This window comes from Streptomyces tatrensis, assembly GCF_049310065.1.
GTDB lineage: Bacteria > Actinomycetota > Actinomycetes > Streptomycetales > Streptomycetaceae > Streptomyces.
This window is the reverse complement of sequence record NZ_JBMDLB010000007.1, coordinates 1082115-1098782: the sequence shown is the minus strand read 5'-3', so window position 1 is coordinate 1098782 and position 16668 is coordinate 1082115. Positions and strand designations below refer to the sequence as shown.

The window sequence follows — 16668 nt, the reverse complement described above, 5'->3', positions numbered from 1 at the left end:
CGAGTCCTGCAGGAACGGGTACACCTTCAGTCTCCTGCGGGGTGAGAACCCTTGCAATCCGGTGCAAGCGCGCTGGCCCACGGAGTCTGCTGAGACCTGGCGCGCGGCCCCTGGGAAACGCGCGTAGGGTGAAGAAGGGGCACAAGGAAGACTCCGCCGCTGACGGCCGACTTCCCCGCACCGATTCCTCTCCGTCGCACCGAACCAACTCCGTTGCCCTCTCCTGGGCGCGCCTGCTGATGTGCGGCGGATGCGTCCGAAGGCGTGCGCCCGTCGGCCTTCGGACGCAAAAGCCTTGGCCACGAGGAGAGAACGATGGAATCGGGCAGGATTCAACGCAACCCCGACGCACCGGAGAACCACGACGCCCACCGGCGACGAGCTCGACTGGGTGCCCGTCGAGTGCAAGGACGAGCCGCCTTACATCGATGCGGCGGAGGTGCCGCATGACGCCGACCGCCCCTCGTCCCCGCAGCCCTTCGAATCGCCCGAGTACCAGGGCGAATCGGGCCCTCCCGGCACCGTCCCGCTGCTGCGCAAGCCGTTGGACCGGATCACTCCGACGGGCACCCTGCAGGACTACCTGTCGAAGGGGGGACGGGCGAAGCGTTCCACGCCGCCCGACGACCCAGGCTTCGCCGCGCCGCGTGCCGCTGTTCCCGTGCACAAGTACGCCCACGCCGCCCAGAGTGTGATCAATCACGGCACCGAGGGGGTCATCAACACCTGGAAGCCCTACGTCCAGTGGTCGAACGAGTTCTCCCTGGGCCAGCTGTGGGAGGCGCGGGGCACGGGGTACGGGACCGACATGCAGACCGTCGAAGTGGGTGCGCAGATCTTCTACGACCTCTACGGTGACTGGCATCCGCACCTGTTCATCTTCTACACCACCAACAACTACAAGTCGATGGGGAACTACATCGGCGGTTACAACAGGGACGTCAAGGGCTGGGAGCAGCTGTCGAGCACGGTCTACCCCGGTATCCGCAGGGCGGAGAGCGTCTACGGCGGGGTCCAGTACGACCTGGCCATCAAGGTCATGCTGTACTCCGGCAAGTGGTGGATCCGGATCGGTAGCGAGTGGATGGGCGGCTACCCGACCAGCCTGTTCAACGCCGCAGGGCTGCGCGACAGCGCGGCGTCCGTGGACTGGGGTGGCGAGATCGTCGACGACGTCACTTACCACCCCGAGGCCACCTGGACCCAGATGGGCAGCGGCCACTTCCCGTACGAGGGCTGGTCCCGCGCGGCCTACATGCGCAACCTGACGTATCAGTCCGACGCGGCCGGCACGATGAAGCCCGTTGTGGGCTATCCCTCGGTGACGAACCCGAACGCCTACCAGATCAACAGCGACTTCACCGGAACGTCGACCTGGGGATCGCACTTCTACTGGGGAGGCCCGGGTGGAGTCGAGTGAGGTCCCGGCACCGGACGACCGCCCGGAGGTGATCCCCTCCGAGGTCGATCCGGACGTCGAATGCGTCCGGATCGACCGGGCGGGCGACCGCGCCGGACCACCACCGTCCCCCGACCGCGAGGATCCGCCGGGGCCCCCGTCGGCACCGGCCGTGTCGGGGAGGCGGCTCTGCCCCGAGGGCTACCTGCCGCGGCGGCGGCACCGGGACTACACGCTGGACGGCAAACGGATCGTCAGCGACTCGCCGCCGATCCCCAACCCCGAGGATCCGCAGACCCGTTAGACCTCGGGCGGTGTCCCGCCGCCACGCAGGGGAAGAGCCGTCGTGCACGGGCTGTGCGCGTCGTCCCCTTCGTAGGCGGCGACGATCTCCTGAGCGCCCGCAGACGGGATCGTGGTGCGCAGGGTCGCCAGGCCCACTTCGTCCAGGAGGGCCGTGCCGAGGAGCAGCCCGTTCGCCGTGAAGGTCACGTGCCCCCGGGGCGGGGGTCCGCCGGGGGCGGCCGGGGCGACGCGGACCGTCAGGGCCGTGAGTCCGTCGGCGGCGGCCGAGGGCGTTTCCTCCGTGATCGGGGCGTAGGAGCGGATGCCCGCCGGGGCGACGGAGAGAGTGCCGTCGCGGGCGAGGCGGAAGCCGCTGCAGACACCGTGCGCGGTCCGGGGCTGGTAGCCGGGCGCGGGAGCGAGGACGGCGGTCAGTTCGCGAGGGGTACGGGGCTCCCCGCCGTCGAGAGCCGCGAGGCCGAGGAGATCGCTGTCCGCTCCGGCCGCGGACAGCACCACCGGGAAGCCGCCCACGACGAGAGTGTGCGTGCCGCGTCCCGTCAGGAACCTGTCGCAGGACGCGTCGTAGTCGACGGTCCCGTCGGCGCTGACCGTGTACGAGAAGTCGGCGGCCAATCCGGGGGCCGCGTGGAAGACGTACCCGGCGGCCGGCAGCAGCGTGAGCCGGTGCACGGTGCTGGGGGACAGGAAGGTGCCCCTGCCGACGTCCGGAACACCGACCGGCAGCAGGCCGTGGGAGAGGGAGCGGCCGTCGACGGTGACGGTGCGCCCCTGGACCGTCAGGGTGCTTCCCGCGGCCTCGGCGACACCGGCGGCCTCCGTCTCCAGGGCGAGTTCGACCCGCCCGTCGGGGGTGACGGAGAAGTCGAGGCTCCCGTCGGCGATACCCGCCTCGACCCGCAGCCGGTACGTCGCGGCGGGCAGCAGCCGCAACTCGTGAACCCGGTCGGGGGCCAGGGGGACGCCGCCCGGCAGGCCAGGGGTGAGCGGATGGTCCAGGGCCCGGGCGTCGAGGGTGACGGGCACGCCCCGTACGGTCAGGCGATGCCCGCCGCGGCCGTCGAGGAAGGTGTCGTGCTCGGGCGCGAAGTCGAGGGTCCCGTCCTCGCGCACGTCGAAGGCGACGCCGGATGTCGTGCCGTCGCCCAGGCCCAGCCGGTAGCCCGTGCCCGCGGGCAGCGGGACCTCCGGCGGCGGTACGGCCGCCCCGTCGACGAGGCCGTCCCCGGTCCAGTGCCCGTCCCGGCAGACCGCGACGAGGGGGAACGTCAGCTGTGAGGTGTCGAGCGTGATGGACGGCATCGGCTCTCCCGGAGAGGGGCGGACAGGGCGTCAGGAAGCGGCTCAGAACGGAGTGGTGCCGTGGATCTCCAGCCGCGGCACGAGTGCGATCCGGGTGCGCGTACGGGCCGGCCGAAGCGGCACCCCGGTGACCCGCTCCCACCGCAGGAGCCACCCGTCCCAGCCGGCCGAGAGGAGTTCGGACTCGTCCCGCGTCGCCGCCATGGACCAGATGGCGGCCTGGTGGGCCGCCAGGACCGGGCCGACGCGCTGGCCGGTCCGGTCCCAGCGGTGAAGGGTTCCGTTCGAGCAGGCCGCCGCGACTTCGCCGTCCCCGGTGAGCAACAGGCACCGCACCGGCGCCCCCGCCACGAGCGGCGCGCCGACGCGCCGGCCCGAACCCCGGTCCCACCGGCGCACGGTGCCGTCCTGGCCGCCGGAGGCGAACTCCCGCCCGTCGGGGCTGATCGCGAGCACCTGCACCGGACCGTCGTGTCCGCGCAGCGGCTCGCCGAGCGGCGTACCGTTCGTACGGTTCCAGCGCCGTACGGTGGCGTCCTGACCGGCCGTGACGAACACGTCCTCGTCGGGCGTGAGGGCCACCGCCCGTACCGCACCGACGTGTCCGCGCAGCGGCTCGCCGAGCGGGCTCGCGGTCGTCCGCTCCCAACGGCGGACGGTCCCGTCCCGGGACGCGGTGACCAGCTCCAGGGCATCGTGTGTGCGGGCCAGGCCGAGGATCGGGCCCTGGTGGGCGGTGAAGCGCTGGGCGAGCGCATGGCCGGTCAGCCGGTCCCAGCGCCCCACCGTGCCGTCGGCACCCGCGGTGACGACCTCCCGGTCGTCGGGCGTCAGCACCATCCCCCAGACCGTCCGGTCGTGCAGGTGCAGCGGGCCGGCCAGGGGTAGTCCGAGCAGCCGGTCCCAGCGGAACATCTGCCCGTACGTGTCCAGTCCGACGATCTCCGCGTCGTCGGAGGTGAGCGCGATCCCGGCCGGAAAGGCGTTGATCTTCACGGGGTCCCCCTCGGCGGTACGGCCCCGTCGAACGCAAGGGCACTGGAGGCCTCGCCCCGCCCCGCGCGGACGCGCCGGCCCACCCACTGGAAGACCCGGCCGTCCTCACCACGGGCGACCACCGGGACCCGGGTGACCGTCACTCCCGACCGGGGCACCTCCTCGTCGCGGAAGAACACCCGCTTCACCTCCGGCTCCAGGATCCGGCCGACCGCCTTGACCTGCGGCATCCGACTGCCGTCTGACCGGAACCGGGGGACCTGCCCGCGCCGCAGGCACACGGCCGCGGAATCCGCCCGGAGCGGTACCGGCACCAGCGGGATCCAGTGTGCCGGCACCGGGGTGAGCAGTCGATAGGCGAGCGCCGCCGGGTCGGTCGGCGGCGTCTGCGGATCCGCGTCGGGCGGCTCGTCGGCCCGCACCCGCGGTCTGCCGGTGGCGCTCTGCACGATCCGCTCGATCGCGAACCCCAGGTTGGCCATCTCGTCGCGGGCGAACAGCACTTCTTCGAGGGGCGTGCCCTCCAGCCGTGCCGAAGCCGTCGGCAGCAGCGGCAGCAACGGCGGCCCCGGTTTGCCGTCATGGGCGTTCGTCAGCCGGAACACCGACCAGTGACCGTCCTCGGCCGGGTCGAGCGTGGTCGTCTCCTCGAAGGTGTCGACGACCGTGAGCCCGGCGATCCGGTGCAGCGCGCCCGTGTCCAGCTCCAGCGGGATCATCCAGTGGTCGTTGCCGTAGACGTTCGCGAACTCCACGACGAGGAGCCGGGCCAGGTCCGGCACCCCTGCCCCGATGGCGGGCAGGTTGACCGTCGTGTCCTCGAACTCCCACCAGCGCTCGGCCGGCATGCCCGGATACGTGACCCGGGTGGGCAGCACCTCCTTGGTCGTGCCGCCGTTCGGCTCGGGCAGCGGCGTAGTTCCGGAGTCGAGGTCGAAGTGGTACGCGTCGGCGGCGCCACCGGTGTACTCGGGCGCCGTCAGCGTCACCGGCCGACCGCCCGGGGCGGCCATGACCGCGAACCGGTGTTCGAGCCGCTCCCGTGCCCAACTCGACGGCACCGGCGGCCCGTACCGCTCCCCGAACCACTCCAGCCACAGCTCTGCCGCCCGGTCGAACGAGGACTGCTGCGCCCCGGTCAGCCCCGGTGGCCGCCAGCCGCCGGCCAGATGTCCGGCGAGGGCAGCCCCGTCGGGCGCACGGTCCGCGAGTACGTCGCGCAGGGCCCGGCCGGCCGGGTCGCGGCGCAGCGGATCCTCCTCCGGGTTCGCGGGCGGCTCGGGCAGCGGCGCCTTCGCCAGCACCGCGACGTCGATCCGCTCCAGGACGGCGCCCGAGAAGCTCTGTGTGCGGAGCGTGTCGAGGAAACGCCGGCCGGCCCGTGCGGAGGCCCGCAGCGTCAGCCCTTTCGCGGTCTCGCCCGCCGCCGCCCCGGCCTCCGCCAGATACTCCAAGGGCACTCCCTTCTGCAGGGGTACGGCCGTTCCGTCACCGGACGGCTGGAAGGCGGTGAGGGGTGTGCTCTCGGTGTCGATCCGGCACCACACCGGTGAACCGCCGTCCTCGCCCGTGAACTCTGCCAGCTGCCACTGCCTGGCGAGGAGGAACAACGGGTCGGACACCCCGGCCGACAGCGCCTCGTCGAGCTGACCACCGGTGCCGCTGGGCCGGGCCACCGGCTCCAGGCGGTGGTACTGGCCGAAGGCCATGACGTCGAACATCGTCAGGACTCCTTCTTGATCAGCTGCGCCACGATCTTGGCCATGTCCGTCCGTTTCAGCAGGTCCTTGACGTGCACGCTGGGCGCCGTCCCCATCGCCCCCTCGGGCAGGTAGGCGGCGGGGAGGTAACGCCCCAGCCAGCCCAGCGCGTCCAGGTCCACGAGCCGCAGCTTCGCCAGGTCGAACGCCTCGCCGACGGTGGCGGCCAGCACGTCCGGTGTCCACGGTGCGCCGATCACCGGCGGCACTGCCAGGAGCACGGCCTGCGGGGCCCGCGCCCCCGGCGCGTCGTAGTGGAACGTGGCGCCCGCCGTGTGCCGCTGAGCCGGGATCAGCTCCGACCACGCGTCGACCGCCAGCACCGCGGCGTTGCCCGCCGTGAGGGGCTGGACCGGGCCGTGCACCACCAGTCCCGTAGCCGGCTTCTCCTCGTCCTCGGGCCTGCGCCGAGCACCCACCCAGCGGTCGCCCGTCGCGAAGGGCACCTGCCCGATCCGCAGGGCGTACCCGGCACCCGTCGCCGCCGCCCCGGTGTGCAGCAGCAGATCCGCCAGGGCGCCGGTTCCCGGCCGTACAGTGCCCATCAGCTCCACCCAGTCGCCCGGCACCAGCAGGGTGTCGCCCCCGCGGTCGAGCCCCGGGCCGAACGAGTCGTCCACCGTCGCGCCATCGGGGGGCGCCGACAGGCCCACGGCCCGGAAGCCGGGGCCGAACACCGCCTCCAGGACCGCTGCCGCGGCACCCGGCCCGCCCCGCTCCGTCTCCTGGCGGGCGAGCGTCAGCCGCTCCTGGGCCACGCGCAGGGCGGCGGCCAGCTGGTCGGCCTGCTCCCCGGCCGGACCGGTCGGCGGTCCGGTCACCCCGTAGGCGGCGAGCGCGTCCAGATCCTCCACGGCCACCGCCGCCCGCAGGCCGTCGAACGCCTCCTGCGCGCGGGCCGTGAACTGCGGGTCCGCCGCCGGCCCGGGCGGGTTGTGGGCGGATGCAAGCTCGGCCGCGGTGCCCGGCCTGGCGGCCGCGAGCACTCCGGCGACCGCCGTGCCGAGCGCTTCCACCTGGGCGATGTCCAGGGCCGTGCGGGCCCAGCCCGATGCCCGGCCCGGGCGCAGGACGGGGATGGCGTCGGTGGTCACGTTCGACGGCCGCTGCGGCAGCAGTTCGCGTTCCAGTACGGTCCGCAGCCTGCCCGTCGCCGCGAGCGCCACCACGTCCAGGGCGCAGTACCGGGTGAGCGGCCACGCGTGCTCGGTGACGGTGGCCGTGCCGCCCCCGTCCGTCTGGCCCGGCCGCAGCCACGCGGCCCGCAGCCTGATCCGGCCGGTGGCCCCCAGCTGGTGTCCCGCCCAGGTGTCGAGCCGTGGCTCGGCCTTGGCACGCGGCCGTACGATCTGCTGCGCGCCGTCCCAGCCCGCCGCGCGGGCGGCCCCCTCCGGCACGACGACCAGGACCCGGTGGCTCACCGGGACGCCCCGCCGTGGAGTGTCGAGGATCTGGGGCCGCGGCGGCGGCTGCCCGCCCGCCGCGAGCGACGCCAGCGTGGCGCCGGCCCGGTCCGGATTGCCCTGGGTCAACTGGTGGACGCTCTCGGCGAGCAGCAGGTCTGCGACCGCGTCCAGGTCGTCGCGGAGGGAAACTAGATGGCGCCGTACGGCCTTCTCCTCCGGCCCGGTCATCGGCGGGTTGCCCGAGTGGGCCCGCAGATGCGCGACGACATCGTTCTCGGACACGTCGGCGAGCCGAGCACCGTCCGTGACGTCGTGGGCGCCGATGAACTCCTCGGCTCCCGTTGCCGTGTGATGGACGCTCTGCACCGACCACTTGGCGCGCAAAGGCGCGATGAACCGGTCCAACTCCAAGGGCGCGTCGGGCCGTTCGCGTTCGTCGTGGAGCCGCCGTTCGAGCCGGTAGCCGAGCAGCGCCCCGAGCGGCTGGCCCTGGGCGATCCCGTCGAGGACGCTCATGGCCACCCGCATCCGCCGCGAGGACAGGTCGACGGCGAAGGCACCGGGGTCGGTGGGGTGTGACAAGGCGCCACTGTGCAGGACGGCCGCTGTGGCGGCCTGCGGCAGCGAGGGCGCGAGCACCCAGCCGCGGCTACGCGGGACGGAGCGCGGCGACAGGTCCTCCACCCAGCCGTACGCGCCCAACTGAACCCCGGTCGGACGGCGGCCCGGGCTGCGCAGTGCGAAGAGCCGGGCGGTGGCGAGGGAGCCGATCCAGGCGTCGAGCCGGTGGGAGACGAGGTCGAGGCACTCGCCGAGCAGCCGCTCCATGGCGGCGAAGGGGTCCTCCTTGCGATCCCCCCAGGTCTTCACCCGGCCGGCCAGGTACTGCAGGGCGGCGTCGATCTCCGCGAGACGCACGCTCCAGGGCCGTTCGGTGCCGAGCAGTGCGAGGACCCCGTTGCGTTTGGTCGCCGCATCGGTGACGAGCCCGGCCATCGAGGCACGGGCGCCGGTGATGGCCTGCAGCACCGTCGTGGCCCGGGCGGAACCGCCGTCGGCGTCGGTCCCCGGGACGGACAGCGCCATGATCTTGCCCAAGGCGAAGGGACGGGCGAGCAGACCGGCTCCGCTGACGGTGCTCAGCTCGTGCTGGGGGTTGAGCATGACGTCGGCGAACCGCAGCCGGGGCCAGGGCGCGTCCGGGTCGCGGACGCCGGAGGCGGCACGCCCGTACTCCAGGTTCGCGGTGTGCCGCAGAAGTGCCTCCAGAAGGGTGCGGGTCTCCTCCTTGCGGATCACCAGCCTGTGCACCTCGAAGCGTTCAACGACTTCGTTGAGGAAACGCCTCAGGTCTTCGGCCGGGTCGACACCCTCGGACAGCGTCGCCGGACGGACGTACGGCAGCCACAGACGGGTGGCCGCGCCGTTGACGTGGTGGCTGATGCGCGGGCGGTAGCCGATGCCCAGAGCCGTGTTGAGGGCCCGGGAGTGCAGGTCCTCAGGGGTGTCGCCGACGCAGTACCCGGTGCTGCCGAAGCTGATGCCGCCCATGCTGAGCGAGAGGTCCTTGAAACAGGCCAGGAGCCCGCCTTGGACGGACCGCACCGACACCGTCCCCGACACCGGCGCCATCCCCAGGGCGCGCAGGACGTCCCGCTCCGGCTTGGGCAGCGCGAGGGTCTCTCCGGGCTGGTCGGGGCCGCCGACTCGGGGAAGGGTGCTGACGCCGACCTCCCAGAAGGGGCGCAGTACGCCCACGACCCGGTGCAGCCCTGTCAGGCCCGGTGGCTCGTGCTGCGGATCGGGCCGCCAGCGCGCGGTGGCGGTGACGGGAAGCAGCCCGTACGGCTGCCGGCCGATCCGCAGCACCGGCAGCGGACCGCGGGCCCGTACGTTCTCGAAGTAGTGGCGGCGCAGCCAGGACCGGTCGACGGTGAGCTCCGTGCCTCCCCGGTCCTCCTCCAGGAGTTCGTCGAGATAGAAGTCCCCGGTGGCGCTCCACATGGCCAGCTGCAGGTTGCGTGCGTCGGCCTGCTCCGGTTCGTCGGCCCCGGGCAGGGCCGTGAGGGCGGACACCGGCAGGCCGAACGCGGCGGCGACGCGGCTGCAGTTCGCCCACGTGTCCGGCGGTGCGGCAGGGGTGGAGGCACCGAGCAGCCGGTCCACGTCCGGGGGCGCCGGTGCGGAGCCGTCGCCGTCCTGGGTGTTGTTGGTCGCCGTGCCCTGCCGTACGAACGCGGCCTCGCCGTCGCCGTCCCGGCCGGAGAGCAGCCGGGCGAGCCGCCCCGCCGAGGCCTCGGGGCCGAGGGAGCCGGACACGCCGAAGGCGACCACCCGCGTCAGCAACGGCTCCCGGGCCGGGACGTAACCCTCCCCGCCCAGTAGCACGGTGACGGCGAGCCCCTTCCTATCCGCCTCCTCGAACTCCGTCAGCCAGCGCAGCGCCGGGTCGAGGTGCGGACCGCCCGGCGCGGGCTCGGCATCCGGGTCCGGCCCGAGCTGCACCACGTCCGGGACCGGCTTGCCCTCCTTCTCGCCGACCAGGACATCGCCCTGGTACGCCCTCACGACGAACAGGTCCGGCAGTGTCGAGGCGGTCGCCGCCCGGTTCCAGCCCCGCCCGCGAACCGGCACCTCGGGCCAGGACGGCTCCGGATCCGGAGCGGCGTCGGGCAGCGGCGTCGGGGGCCTGGTGTCCGACACGGGCGTGAGCAGCCGTACGAGCCAGCGCGCCCGCTGTGCACCGAGTGCCCCCGACAGCTGCCCCCAGGCGGCGAGCAGCAGCCGGGCCCGGTCCCCGTCCGTGTTGTCGGTGCGGCCGGCCCGCCACACCGTCCGCCAGTAGCGGCGGCCCTGTTGCACCTCGCCCTCGGTGGGGTGAGGCTCGTGCGACTCGACGTGGATGTCGTCGGGGAAGATCCGCACGAGCAGTCTGTCCTGACCTCCGTCCCGCCGCAGCCGGGTCTCCAGGCGTACGGGCAGGAGCACCAGCGGTACTTCGGGATCGAGACCGGCGAGCAGCGGGGCGAAGCCCCTGTCGGCGATGGTGCGCACGCCCTCGTCCAGGGCGCGCCGGGAGGCGCCGAGGCGGTCGAAGGCTGTCTGCCGGTCGGTGGCGGTGGTCCGGGCGCCAAGGAGGGCACGGTGCTCCTCGGCCTCGGCCACGGCCCGTCGCAGTGCGCCGAGATCGGTCATCTGTCGTTCTCCTCGGGGGTCAGGAGTCGCGCGGCGGGCAGGACGACCCTGACGGGCTGTTGGAAACACTGGCGGGCGGTCCCCGCGGCGCTCGCACCCCACACGAGACCGGCATGCTCGACGTTGGGCCGCAGGTTCCCCGGGGCGTGGGTCGCGACCAGATACGCCTCCTTGGAGTCGAAGAGATGACTCCAGTTGAGGTTGTTCCAGTCGTCCGCCGTGCTGGGGGTTTTGGGCGGCGGGTCGTAGCGGCCGCCCCAGGATCCGGTCGCCGGAGGGTCGGTGAGCGCACCCGCGGGCGGGTCGTCGAGCCCGAACCGGGGCTCGGTCGGCTGCTCTGCGATGACGAAGCACCAGGGTGAGGAGAGGAGTTCGGCCTCGGTGAGGTCGAATCCGACCACGGCCGTGTCGGGATCCAGGCCGCCGCGGAAGATCGGATGCCTGGCCTGGGCCTCGTCGGGATGGGTGGGAGTGGTGTCGGGCAGCGGAGCCGCGTAGATGATCGCACCGGGGTAACGGCGCAGCAGGGCGCTGCGCAGCAGCAGGACGACCCGGTCGGGCGGGGCGGTCAGATGCGTACCGAGCTGCAATTCGCGCTTCCACTGGTGCAGCGGCGGCAGATCCGTTCCGTGGCCCCAGAACGAGGCGAAGTACGTGCCGCGCTGGTCGGTCGGGTACTCGCGCCAGCGCAGCTCGCGCGCGAACTCGTGGTTGGCGCCGACCATGTAGGCGGCGACGAACTGGGCGTTGGTGAGGGTGAGCACCGCCGTGTCGGCCGGAACGTGCTCCAGACCGCCGAGCATCCACTCGGTGGACTGCGCCGACAGCGGGGGCCACATGGCGTCGGTGAAGACGGGCGCCCACTGCACCGGAACCTCCGGATCGGTGCCCGCCGGCCGCTCGACCAGGGCGTCGACCACGGCGGGCACGGTGACGGCGGGGTCGGTCAGCTCCACGATCTTCTGCTGGGTCTGCTGGGCGGGGAATGTGTCCCGGGGCGGGATCGGCGGCGCGTCCGACGGGCCGGTCACCCGGTCGTGCGCCTGGACCACCATGTCCTTGACGTGCTCGGGCCGGGCGTCGAGCACGGCGGGCGCGGGCAGCAGGTCGTTCTGCTGGGAGAGGAGGCCCGGGTGGGTGAAGACGCCGAGGCCGAGCCCTCCGCTCTCGTGCCACTTGTCGACGAGGGGCTTCAGGTCGGAGGGCTCCCAGGGCTCCTGCTCGGGGCCGGGGCCCTCGGCGGTGACCCGGAGCTCGCCGGAGCAGTCCGCCCACCAGAGCTCGGTGGTCGGCTTCTTGTCGTCCCAGTCCCAGCTGCCCGGGCAGTTGCCCCGGAACGTGCCGTGGTGTGCGGCGGACTGCCAGGTGCCGGTGAAGACGCCGTCGGAGCTGATGTTGTCCGGGCTCCAGGTGCCGGTGCACACCCCGCGCCAGGTGCCCTGCTCCGAGCCGGACTCCCACGTCCCGGTGTACAGGGCGATCCAGGTCGGGTCGCCGCCGCCCTCGCCGGGGTAGTTGCTCCACGTGCCCTCGTAGCTGCCCTTCCAGCGGCCCGACCGTCCGGTACCCGTGTCCCAGGTGCCGGTGCAGGTTCCCCTCCAGTCGCCCGCAGGCTCGCCCTCGGGCGCCCCGGTCCACGGCCCGTCGAACGCGCCGGTGAACCGCCCCCGCGCCGTGCCGGCGTCCGCCGCGTCCGTGAAGAGCCCGAGTCCGGCCGGACCGCTCCGGCCGGTGGGGAACACCAGGTCGCCGTGCGGGGTGACCCTCGTCCGTGCGAGGAAGTCCTCGGGTGCCGTCACTTCGGGCAGCGCCGACAGCCGGAAGGCACGGTTGAGCGCGACTCCGGCGAGCGGGGGCGTGGCGGCGAGCTGCTCGGTGGTGACCGTGCGCTGCACGGAGCGCCGGGCCGCGTCGTCCGCGACCTGCCGCCAGGCGTCCGGCGCCCCGTCGTCGGGTGCGAAGACCTTTCGTACGGCGTCGAGCCGCTCCGGGGCCACGACCCGATCCGGTGCGACGGCGAAGGCCACCGCGCCGTCGGGATCGCGCCGGGGCACGGCGAGCCCGGTGGTGGAGGCGGCGACGGAGGCGAGAACCGTGGCGAACGGCTGCTCTGGTGCGTCCGCCGCCCGGCCCGCGATGAGTCCCACCCGACGGCTGAGGGCGCCCATCGGGCGAACCGCGCGGTGGAATGCGGTGGTGGCCATGGCGTTGGGGAGCAGGCTCGCCCGGATCGACGACCACAGGGTGGTGTCCGCGGTCAGCGCGAGGCGGCTCTGCAGCGGCGTCGCCAGCCGCATGACCTCGTCGGCGGAGAGCGGTCGTACGTGCCGCAGATGCAGCCGGCCGCCGACCAGCCGGGCGAACCGCGCCAGGTCGAGCAGGCGGTTGGCGGCCCGTACGTCGGCGAGCTGCCGCCACGCCGAAGCCATCAGCTGCTCCTGCTCGGCCTTGACGGCCCGGGCGCCGAGCCCCGCCGCGACCCGCCAGCGCGGGTCGAGGTTCAAGGTGTCGAGCCAGCCGGACGACACTGGGTCGGCCTTTTCCCTGAGCGCGTGGAATCCGCCGTACAACGGGGGCAGGACGTCGGGGTCCTCGTCGCCCTCGCCGTCCGCCAGCGGCACCAGTGCGGCCGCCAGCTGTTGCCGCCACTGCGCGCTCGGCGGGCCGATGGGCCATGGGTCCCGCGCCGGGGTGAGGGGGGCGCGCAGGGCGCTCTCCACCTCCTGGACGACTCCCCCGGGGCCGGTGGCGAAGAGCCCGGGGCGGCTCACGTCGAGCGGCCGGCGGCCGGCCCTCGGGGGCAGCGGTCGGGCCCGCAGCCGGTCGGCTAGCGTCTCGAAGTCGCCGCCCTCACCGGTGGAGAACGTCCACGAGAAGTAGACCGGCAGCGGCAGGTCCCCCTGGCCGCTCGGGGTCCAGGCGGGCGCGAGGTTCCCGCCGGCGGTCTTCTCGCCGAGCCCGGCCAGGCGTCCCACCTCGAACGAGGGGACCAGACAGGCGGTGTAGCTCGTGTGCGGCAGCAGTCGGCGAGGAGCGAGCAGCCGGGACACCGACCGGCGGGGGTCGGTCTCGTGGCCCGGCAGTGTTTGTGCGTGCGCCCACAGGTGGAGCGTGGCCGGATCGGGCAGTTCCTTGCCGCGGACCGACAGCACCGGCAGCGGGATTCCTGGCCTCCGCTCCGGCCGCCCGGCCGTGAACGGTACGCAGACCAGGGCGAGCCACGGGCGCAGGGAGCCCGCGGAACCCGGCGCCAACGGGGTGAAGAGCCAAGGCAGTTCGCTTCGCTCGAACTCGACCATCGGGAATTTGGTGGTCTCCGCGTCGGGGGTGCCCGGCAGCGGGAAGAGCCGCACGATCTCCTTGGGGTCGATCCCCCGTACATCGCCGGGCCCGTACAGGTGCACCGGGGGCACCGGAACCGGCCGCACGGGACGGCCGTTCACCGACGCGGTGGCCATGAGGGAGCCCCGTACGGGCGTGGTGCGGTGCAGGTCGTCCTGGTCGGCCAGCGAGGCGGCGGCCCCGGCCCGGGCCCAGGACGCGAAGGTGTACGTGGTCATGGCCTCACCTCGTAGTCGGGCACGACCTGGTACAGCGCGGACCGGCCCGAGACGGTCTTCAGCAGGGCGGTGGATTGGGTGAAGGTGACTGTCCGGGGGAACTCCGCCTCCTTGAGCGTGCCGGTGTGTACGACCGCGTACCCGCGCTCCTTCAGGACCGGCTTGACCGGCGGGGTCGCGTACCGGCTGCGCAGTGCGTGCACGAGGCTGCGGCCCACCGCCCCGAAGGGAAGTGCGGCGGTCAGGGCGGCGTCGGAGATCAGCCAGGGGGCGGTCGGGGAGATGACAGGGCCGCCGAGCCACTTGGTCTCGTACTCCACGTCCACGGAGTAGCCGGGGGCGGCCGTCGCGCTCGCCGGCGGGGTCAGCTCGCTGCCCGAGCGCAGCCGCTCGAAGGCCGGCTGGGTGAGCTTCTGGTCGTCCGTGAGGTCGAAGAAGTCGGCCCGGGCGAAGTCCTCCTGGACCGGCTGCACCGTGCCGGCCCCGCCGGAGAACGCCACCGTCACGCCGAACTTGGTCGGCCGGGGGAGCCGGCCCGGTCCGAACCTGACCACCTCGGTGTCCAGCGGCACGGTGCGCTGGCTGAACCGCAGCCGGCCGAGCGGGTGCAGCAGGCGACCCCCGGTGACATCGTCGGCGCGCAGAGACACCATGGTGCGGGCGCCGTCCGGAAGGACAGGCTCCCAGCTGTGGGGGTTGTCCAGGGCCTGCTCCAGGAGCCGACACACGTCCGGCGGCGGCGGGACCTTGGCCTCGCCGGTGCAGTTCCAGTGCTCGTCGAAGGGGAAGCTGACGTCGAAGAAGAGGAAGGACACACTGGCCCGGCCGGCGATGTGCCAGCAGGGCGTCGGCCCGTCCACGTGGACACGCAGCCCGACCGAGCAGAGGGTCTTGCCGGCGAAACGCAGGGCGAACGAGCCGCCGAGGTCGAGGAGCACGCCGAAACTGGGCTCCCAGCGCACCAGCGCGTCGAAGGAGAGCCGCCCCGACACGCCGGTGCTGCGGGAGCCGATGACGGCGGACAGATCGGCGCCGGCCTGGACGGTTCCGGGGGTGAGTGCGAAATAGCCGGAGAAGACGATCTTCAGCAGTGGGCTGTCCGCGATCGAGATCGTCAGACGCTTCGGTGTGGGGAAGCCCGCGGGCGGGGTGAACCGGGGGTGGAAGCCGCCGGCGCTGAGGATGAAGGTCGCGTCCTGCCCGCTCTTCGCGCGCAGGGCGAGGCCGCCCTCGATCGAGGAGGTCAGCAGCCGGGAGCCGGCCAGGCTGGCGTTGATCTCCACCAGGCCGTTGGCGGCGTCGACGACACCCGCGACGGAGGCCCGGAGATCGAGGATCGGCGCCTGGGGGGCGGGCAGCGCGACCCTGAGCCGGCCGAGGATCCCCACCACACCGCTGGGCAGCTCCAGCACCACCCCGACATCGGCGGTGAGGAAGGACACCGGGCGGCCCCAGCCGACCCGGAACATCGGCCCGACGACCGTGCTCCCGGAGCGGGCCGGGAACACCGCGCCCAGCGAGGTCAGGATGCGCGGCGCCGCGGCGGCGGCGTCCGCGGGGAAGAGCAGGTCGTCCAGATGGCCGGACTGGACGACCTCCGCGAGACCCGCCCGGTCGAGCGCACGGCCGACGCCGAGCAGACCGCCGACGGCGTTCAGTGTGAAGGCGAGGCCCAGCTCGATGGCGGGGGTGAACGCGGCGCTCATCACGACCAGGACCGACACCGGGCGGGTGTCCAGGATCCCGAAGGCCTGCACCTCGATGACGCCCAGGCTGAACGAGAGCGCCCCGCGGTACTGGCCGTCGTGCTCGGCCAGGAACCCGCCGCCCTTGGCGGGGCCTGCGGCGAGGGTGAGCCCGACGCCCTTCGGCGCCACCGGGGCGGCCGTGTACCCCCCGCCCGCCGGGCGGACTTCGAGGCCCACGCCGTCGACCGCCGCATCCGCGAGGCCTAGCAGCGAGGCCCGGAAGGACACGTCGAGCCGGAGCCCGCCGTCCCGGGCAGACACGTACAGCGAGGGCGCGCGCAGCCCGGACGGCGCCCCTTTCAGGGGGAGCGCGATCCCCTTGCCGGCTCCGCCGCCCTCCAGGCGCAGCCCGTCCTTGCCGAGCCTGGCACCCAGGCGGCTCTTGAGGACGAGCCCGCCGGGGACGAGGAGCTTCAGCAGCTCGTGGTCGGTGAGCGCGAGGTCGAGGCCGTCGGCCCCGAAGGTGAGCGATGAGGTGTCGGGTGCGGCGGAAGGGAGGGAGAGGACGAGACTGATGCCGTCGCGCACGGCCAGACCGGGTACGAGGGGGAGCGCGCCGGTCAGGACGAGGGAGAGGCTGATCGTCTGCGGCAGGGCTGCCGCGAGCGGATCCTGCACCGTGGACGGGCCCGCTTGGAGGACGCCGTCGATGGCCAGCGTCCATGCCGGCGGAGTCTGCCTGACGGCTGTGCGCAGCAGGTCGACGAGGACCGGCCACACGTCCCCCGCAGGGGACGCGTGCGGCAGGGCGAACCGTACGAGCAGCGCGTCCGCGGTCAGCGCGTCGCCGGGCAGACCGAGCGCATGGGCGAGGCGCTGTCTACGGGCGTTCTGGGGGAGGCCGGTGAGGAGCGGCAGCACGGGGTCGAGCCCCGCACGGAGCTCGGCCGCCAATTGCACCAGTGGGGTTGCCATCAGCGGGCCGTGGAGAGGTGGGGGACGTTCATCTGATCGGCGCCGTTCTCCGCCCGCGGGCCGCAGGAAGGTGCTGCCACC

Annotated in this window: 8 protein-coding genes; 2 read left to right on the top strand and 6 right to left on the bottom strand. The window is 73.5% G+C overall.

Annotated elements, in window-relative coordinates:
• The first annotated feature begins 391 nt into the window (after positions 1-391).
• Together ACODT5_RS08725 and ACODT5_RS08720 are read left to right on the top strand one after the other, a co-directional pair.
• On the top strand, positions 392-1420 hold the full coding sequence (locus ACODT5_RS08725; protein WP_422518609.1) for a neprosin family prolyl endopeptidase: 1029 nt from the start codon (positions 392-394) through the stop codon (positions 1418-1420).
• Positions 1407-1703, top strand: a complete 297-nt coding sequence (locus ACODT5_RS08720; protein ID WP_422518608.1) for a hypothetical protein — start codon at positions 1407-1409, stop codon at positions 1701-1703. Before ACODT5_RS08725 ends, ACODT5_RS08720 begins: the two co-directional genes overlap by 14 nt.
• Here the strand turns inward: ACODT5_RS08720 and ACODT5_RS08715 are convergent.
• Genes ACODT5_RS08715 through ACODT5_RS08690 form a run of 6 tightly spaced genes read right to left on the bottom strand, consistent with a single transcriptional unit; the run spans position 1700 to position 16587 of the window.
• Entirely contained in the window at positions 1700-3007 is a 1308-nt protein-coding gene (locus tag ACODT5_RS08715; protein ID WP_422518607.1) for an Ig-like domain-containing protein, read from the bottom strand. The two genes, ACODT5_RS08720 and ACODT5_RS08715, sit on opposite strands and share 4 nt — an antisense overlap.
• 42 nt (positions 3008-3049) lie before the next feature.
• Entirely contained in the window at positions 3050-4003 is a 954-nt protein-coding gene (locus ACODT5_RS08710; RefSeq protein WP_422518606.1) for a WD40 repeat domain-containing protein, read from the bottom strand.
• On the bottom strand, positions 4000-5724 hold the full coding sequence (locus ACODT5_RS08705; RefSeq protein ID WP_422518605.1) for a hypothetical protein: 1725 nt from the start codon (positions 5722-5724) through the stop codon (positions 4000-4002). The genes ACODT5_RS08710 and ACODT5_RS08705 overlap by 4 nt, the downstream gene beginning before the upstream one ends.
• A gap of 2 nt (positions 5725-5726) precedes the next feature.
• Positions 5727-10364: a hypothetical protein gene (locus ACODT5_RS08700; RefSeq protein ID WP_422518604.1), complete on the bottom strand. Its 4638-nt coding sequence runs from the start codon at positions 10362-10364 to the stop codon at positions 5727-5729.
• Positions 10361-13924 carry a hypothetical protein gene (locus ACODT5_RS08695; RefSeq protein WP_422518603.1) on the bottom strand — a complete coding sequence of 1188 codons (3564 nt, stop codon included), beginning with the start codon at positions 13922-13924 and terminating at the stop codon, positions 10361-10363. The genes ACODT5_RS08700 and ACODT5_RS08695 overlap by 4 nt, the downstream gene beginning before the upstream one ends.
• Complete coding sequence (locus tag ACODT5_RS08690; protein WP_422518602.1) at positions 13921-16587, bottom strand: DUF6603 domain-containing protein; 2667 nt, start codon at positions 16585-16587, stop codon at positions 13921-13923. The genes ACODT5_RS08695 and ACODT5_RS08690 overlap by 4 nt, the downstream gene beginning before the upstream one ends.
• Positions 16588-16668: the final 81 nt, after the last annotated feature.

Coding starts and splice junctions, on each gene's coding strand:
- ACODT5_RS08715 (WP_422518607.1), bottom strand. CDS start 3,007: ATGCCGTCCATCACGCTCGACACCTCACAGCTGACGTTCCCCCTCGTC.
- ACODT5_RS08705 (WP_422518605.1), bottom strand. CDS start 5,724: ATGTTCGACGTCATGGCCTTCGGCCAGTACCACCGCCTGGAGCCGGTG.
- ACODT5_RS08700 (WP_422518604.1), bottom strand. CDS start 10,364: ATGACCGATCTCGGCGCACTGCGACGGGCCGTGGCCGAGGCCGAGGAG.
- ACODT5_RS08695 (WP_422518603.1), bottom strand. CDS start 13,924: ATGACCACGTACACCTTCGCGTCCTGGGCCCGGGCCGGGGCCGCCGCC.
- ACODT5_RS08690 (WP_422518602.1), bottom strand. CDS start 16,587: ATGGCAACCCCACTGGTGCAATTGGCGGCCGAGCTCCGTGCGGGGCTC.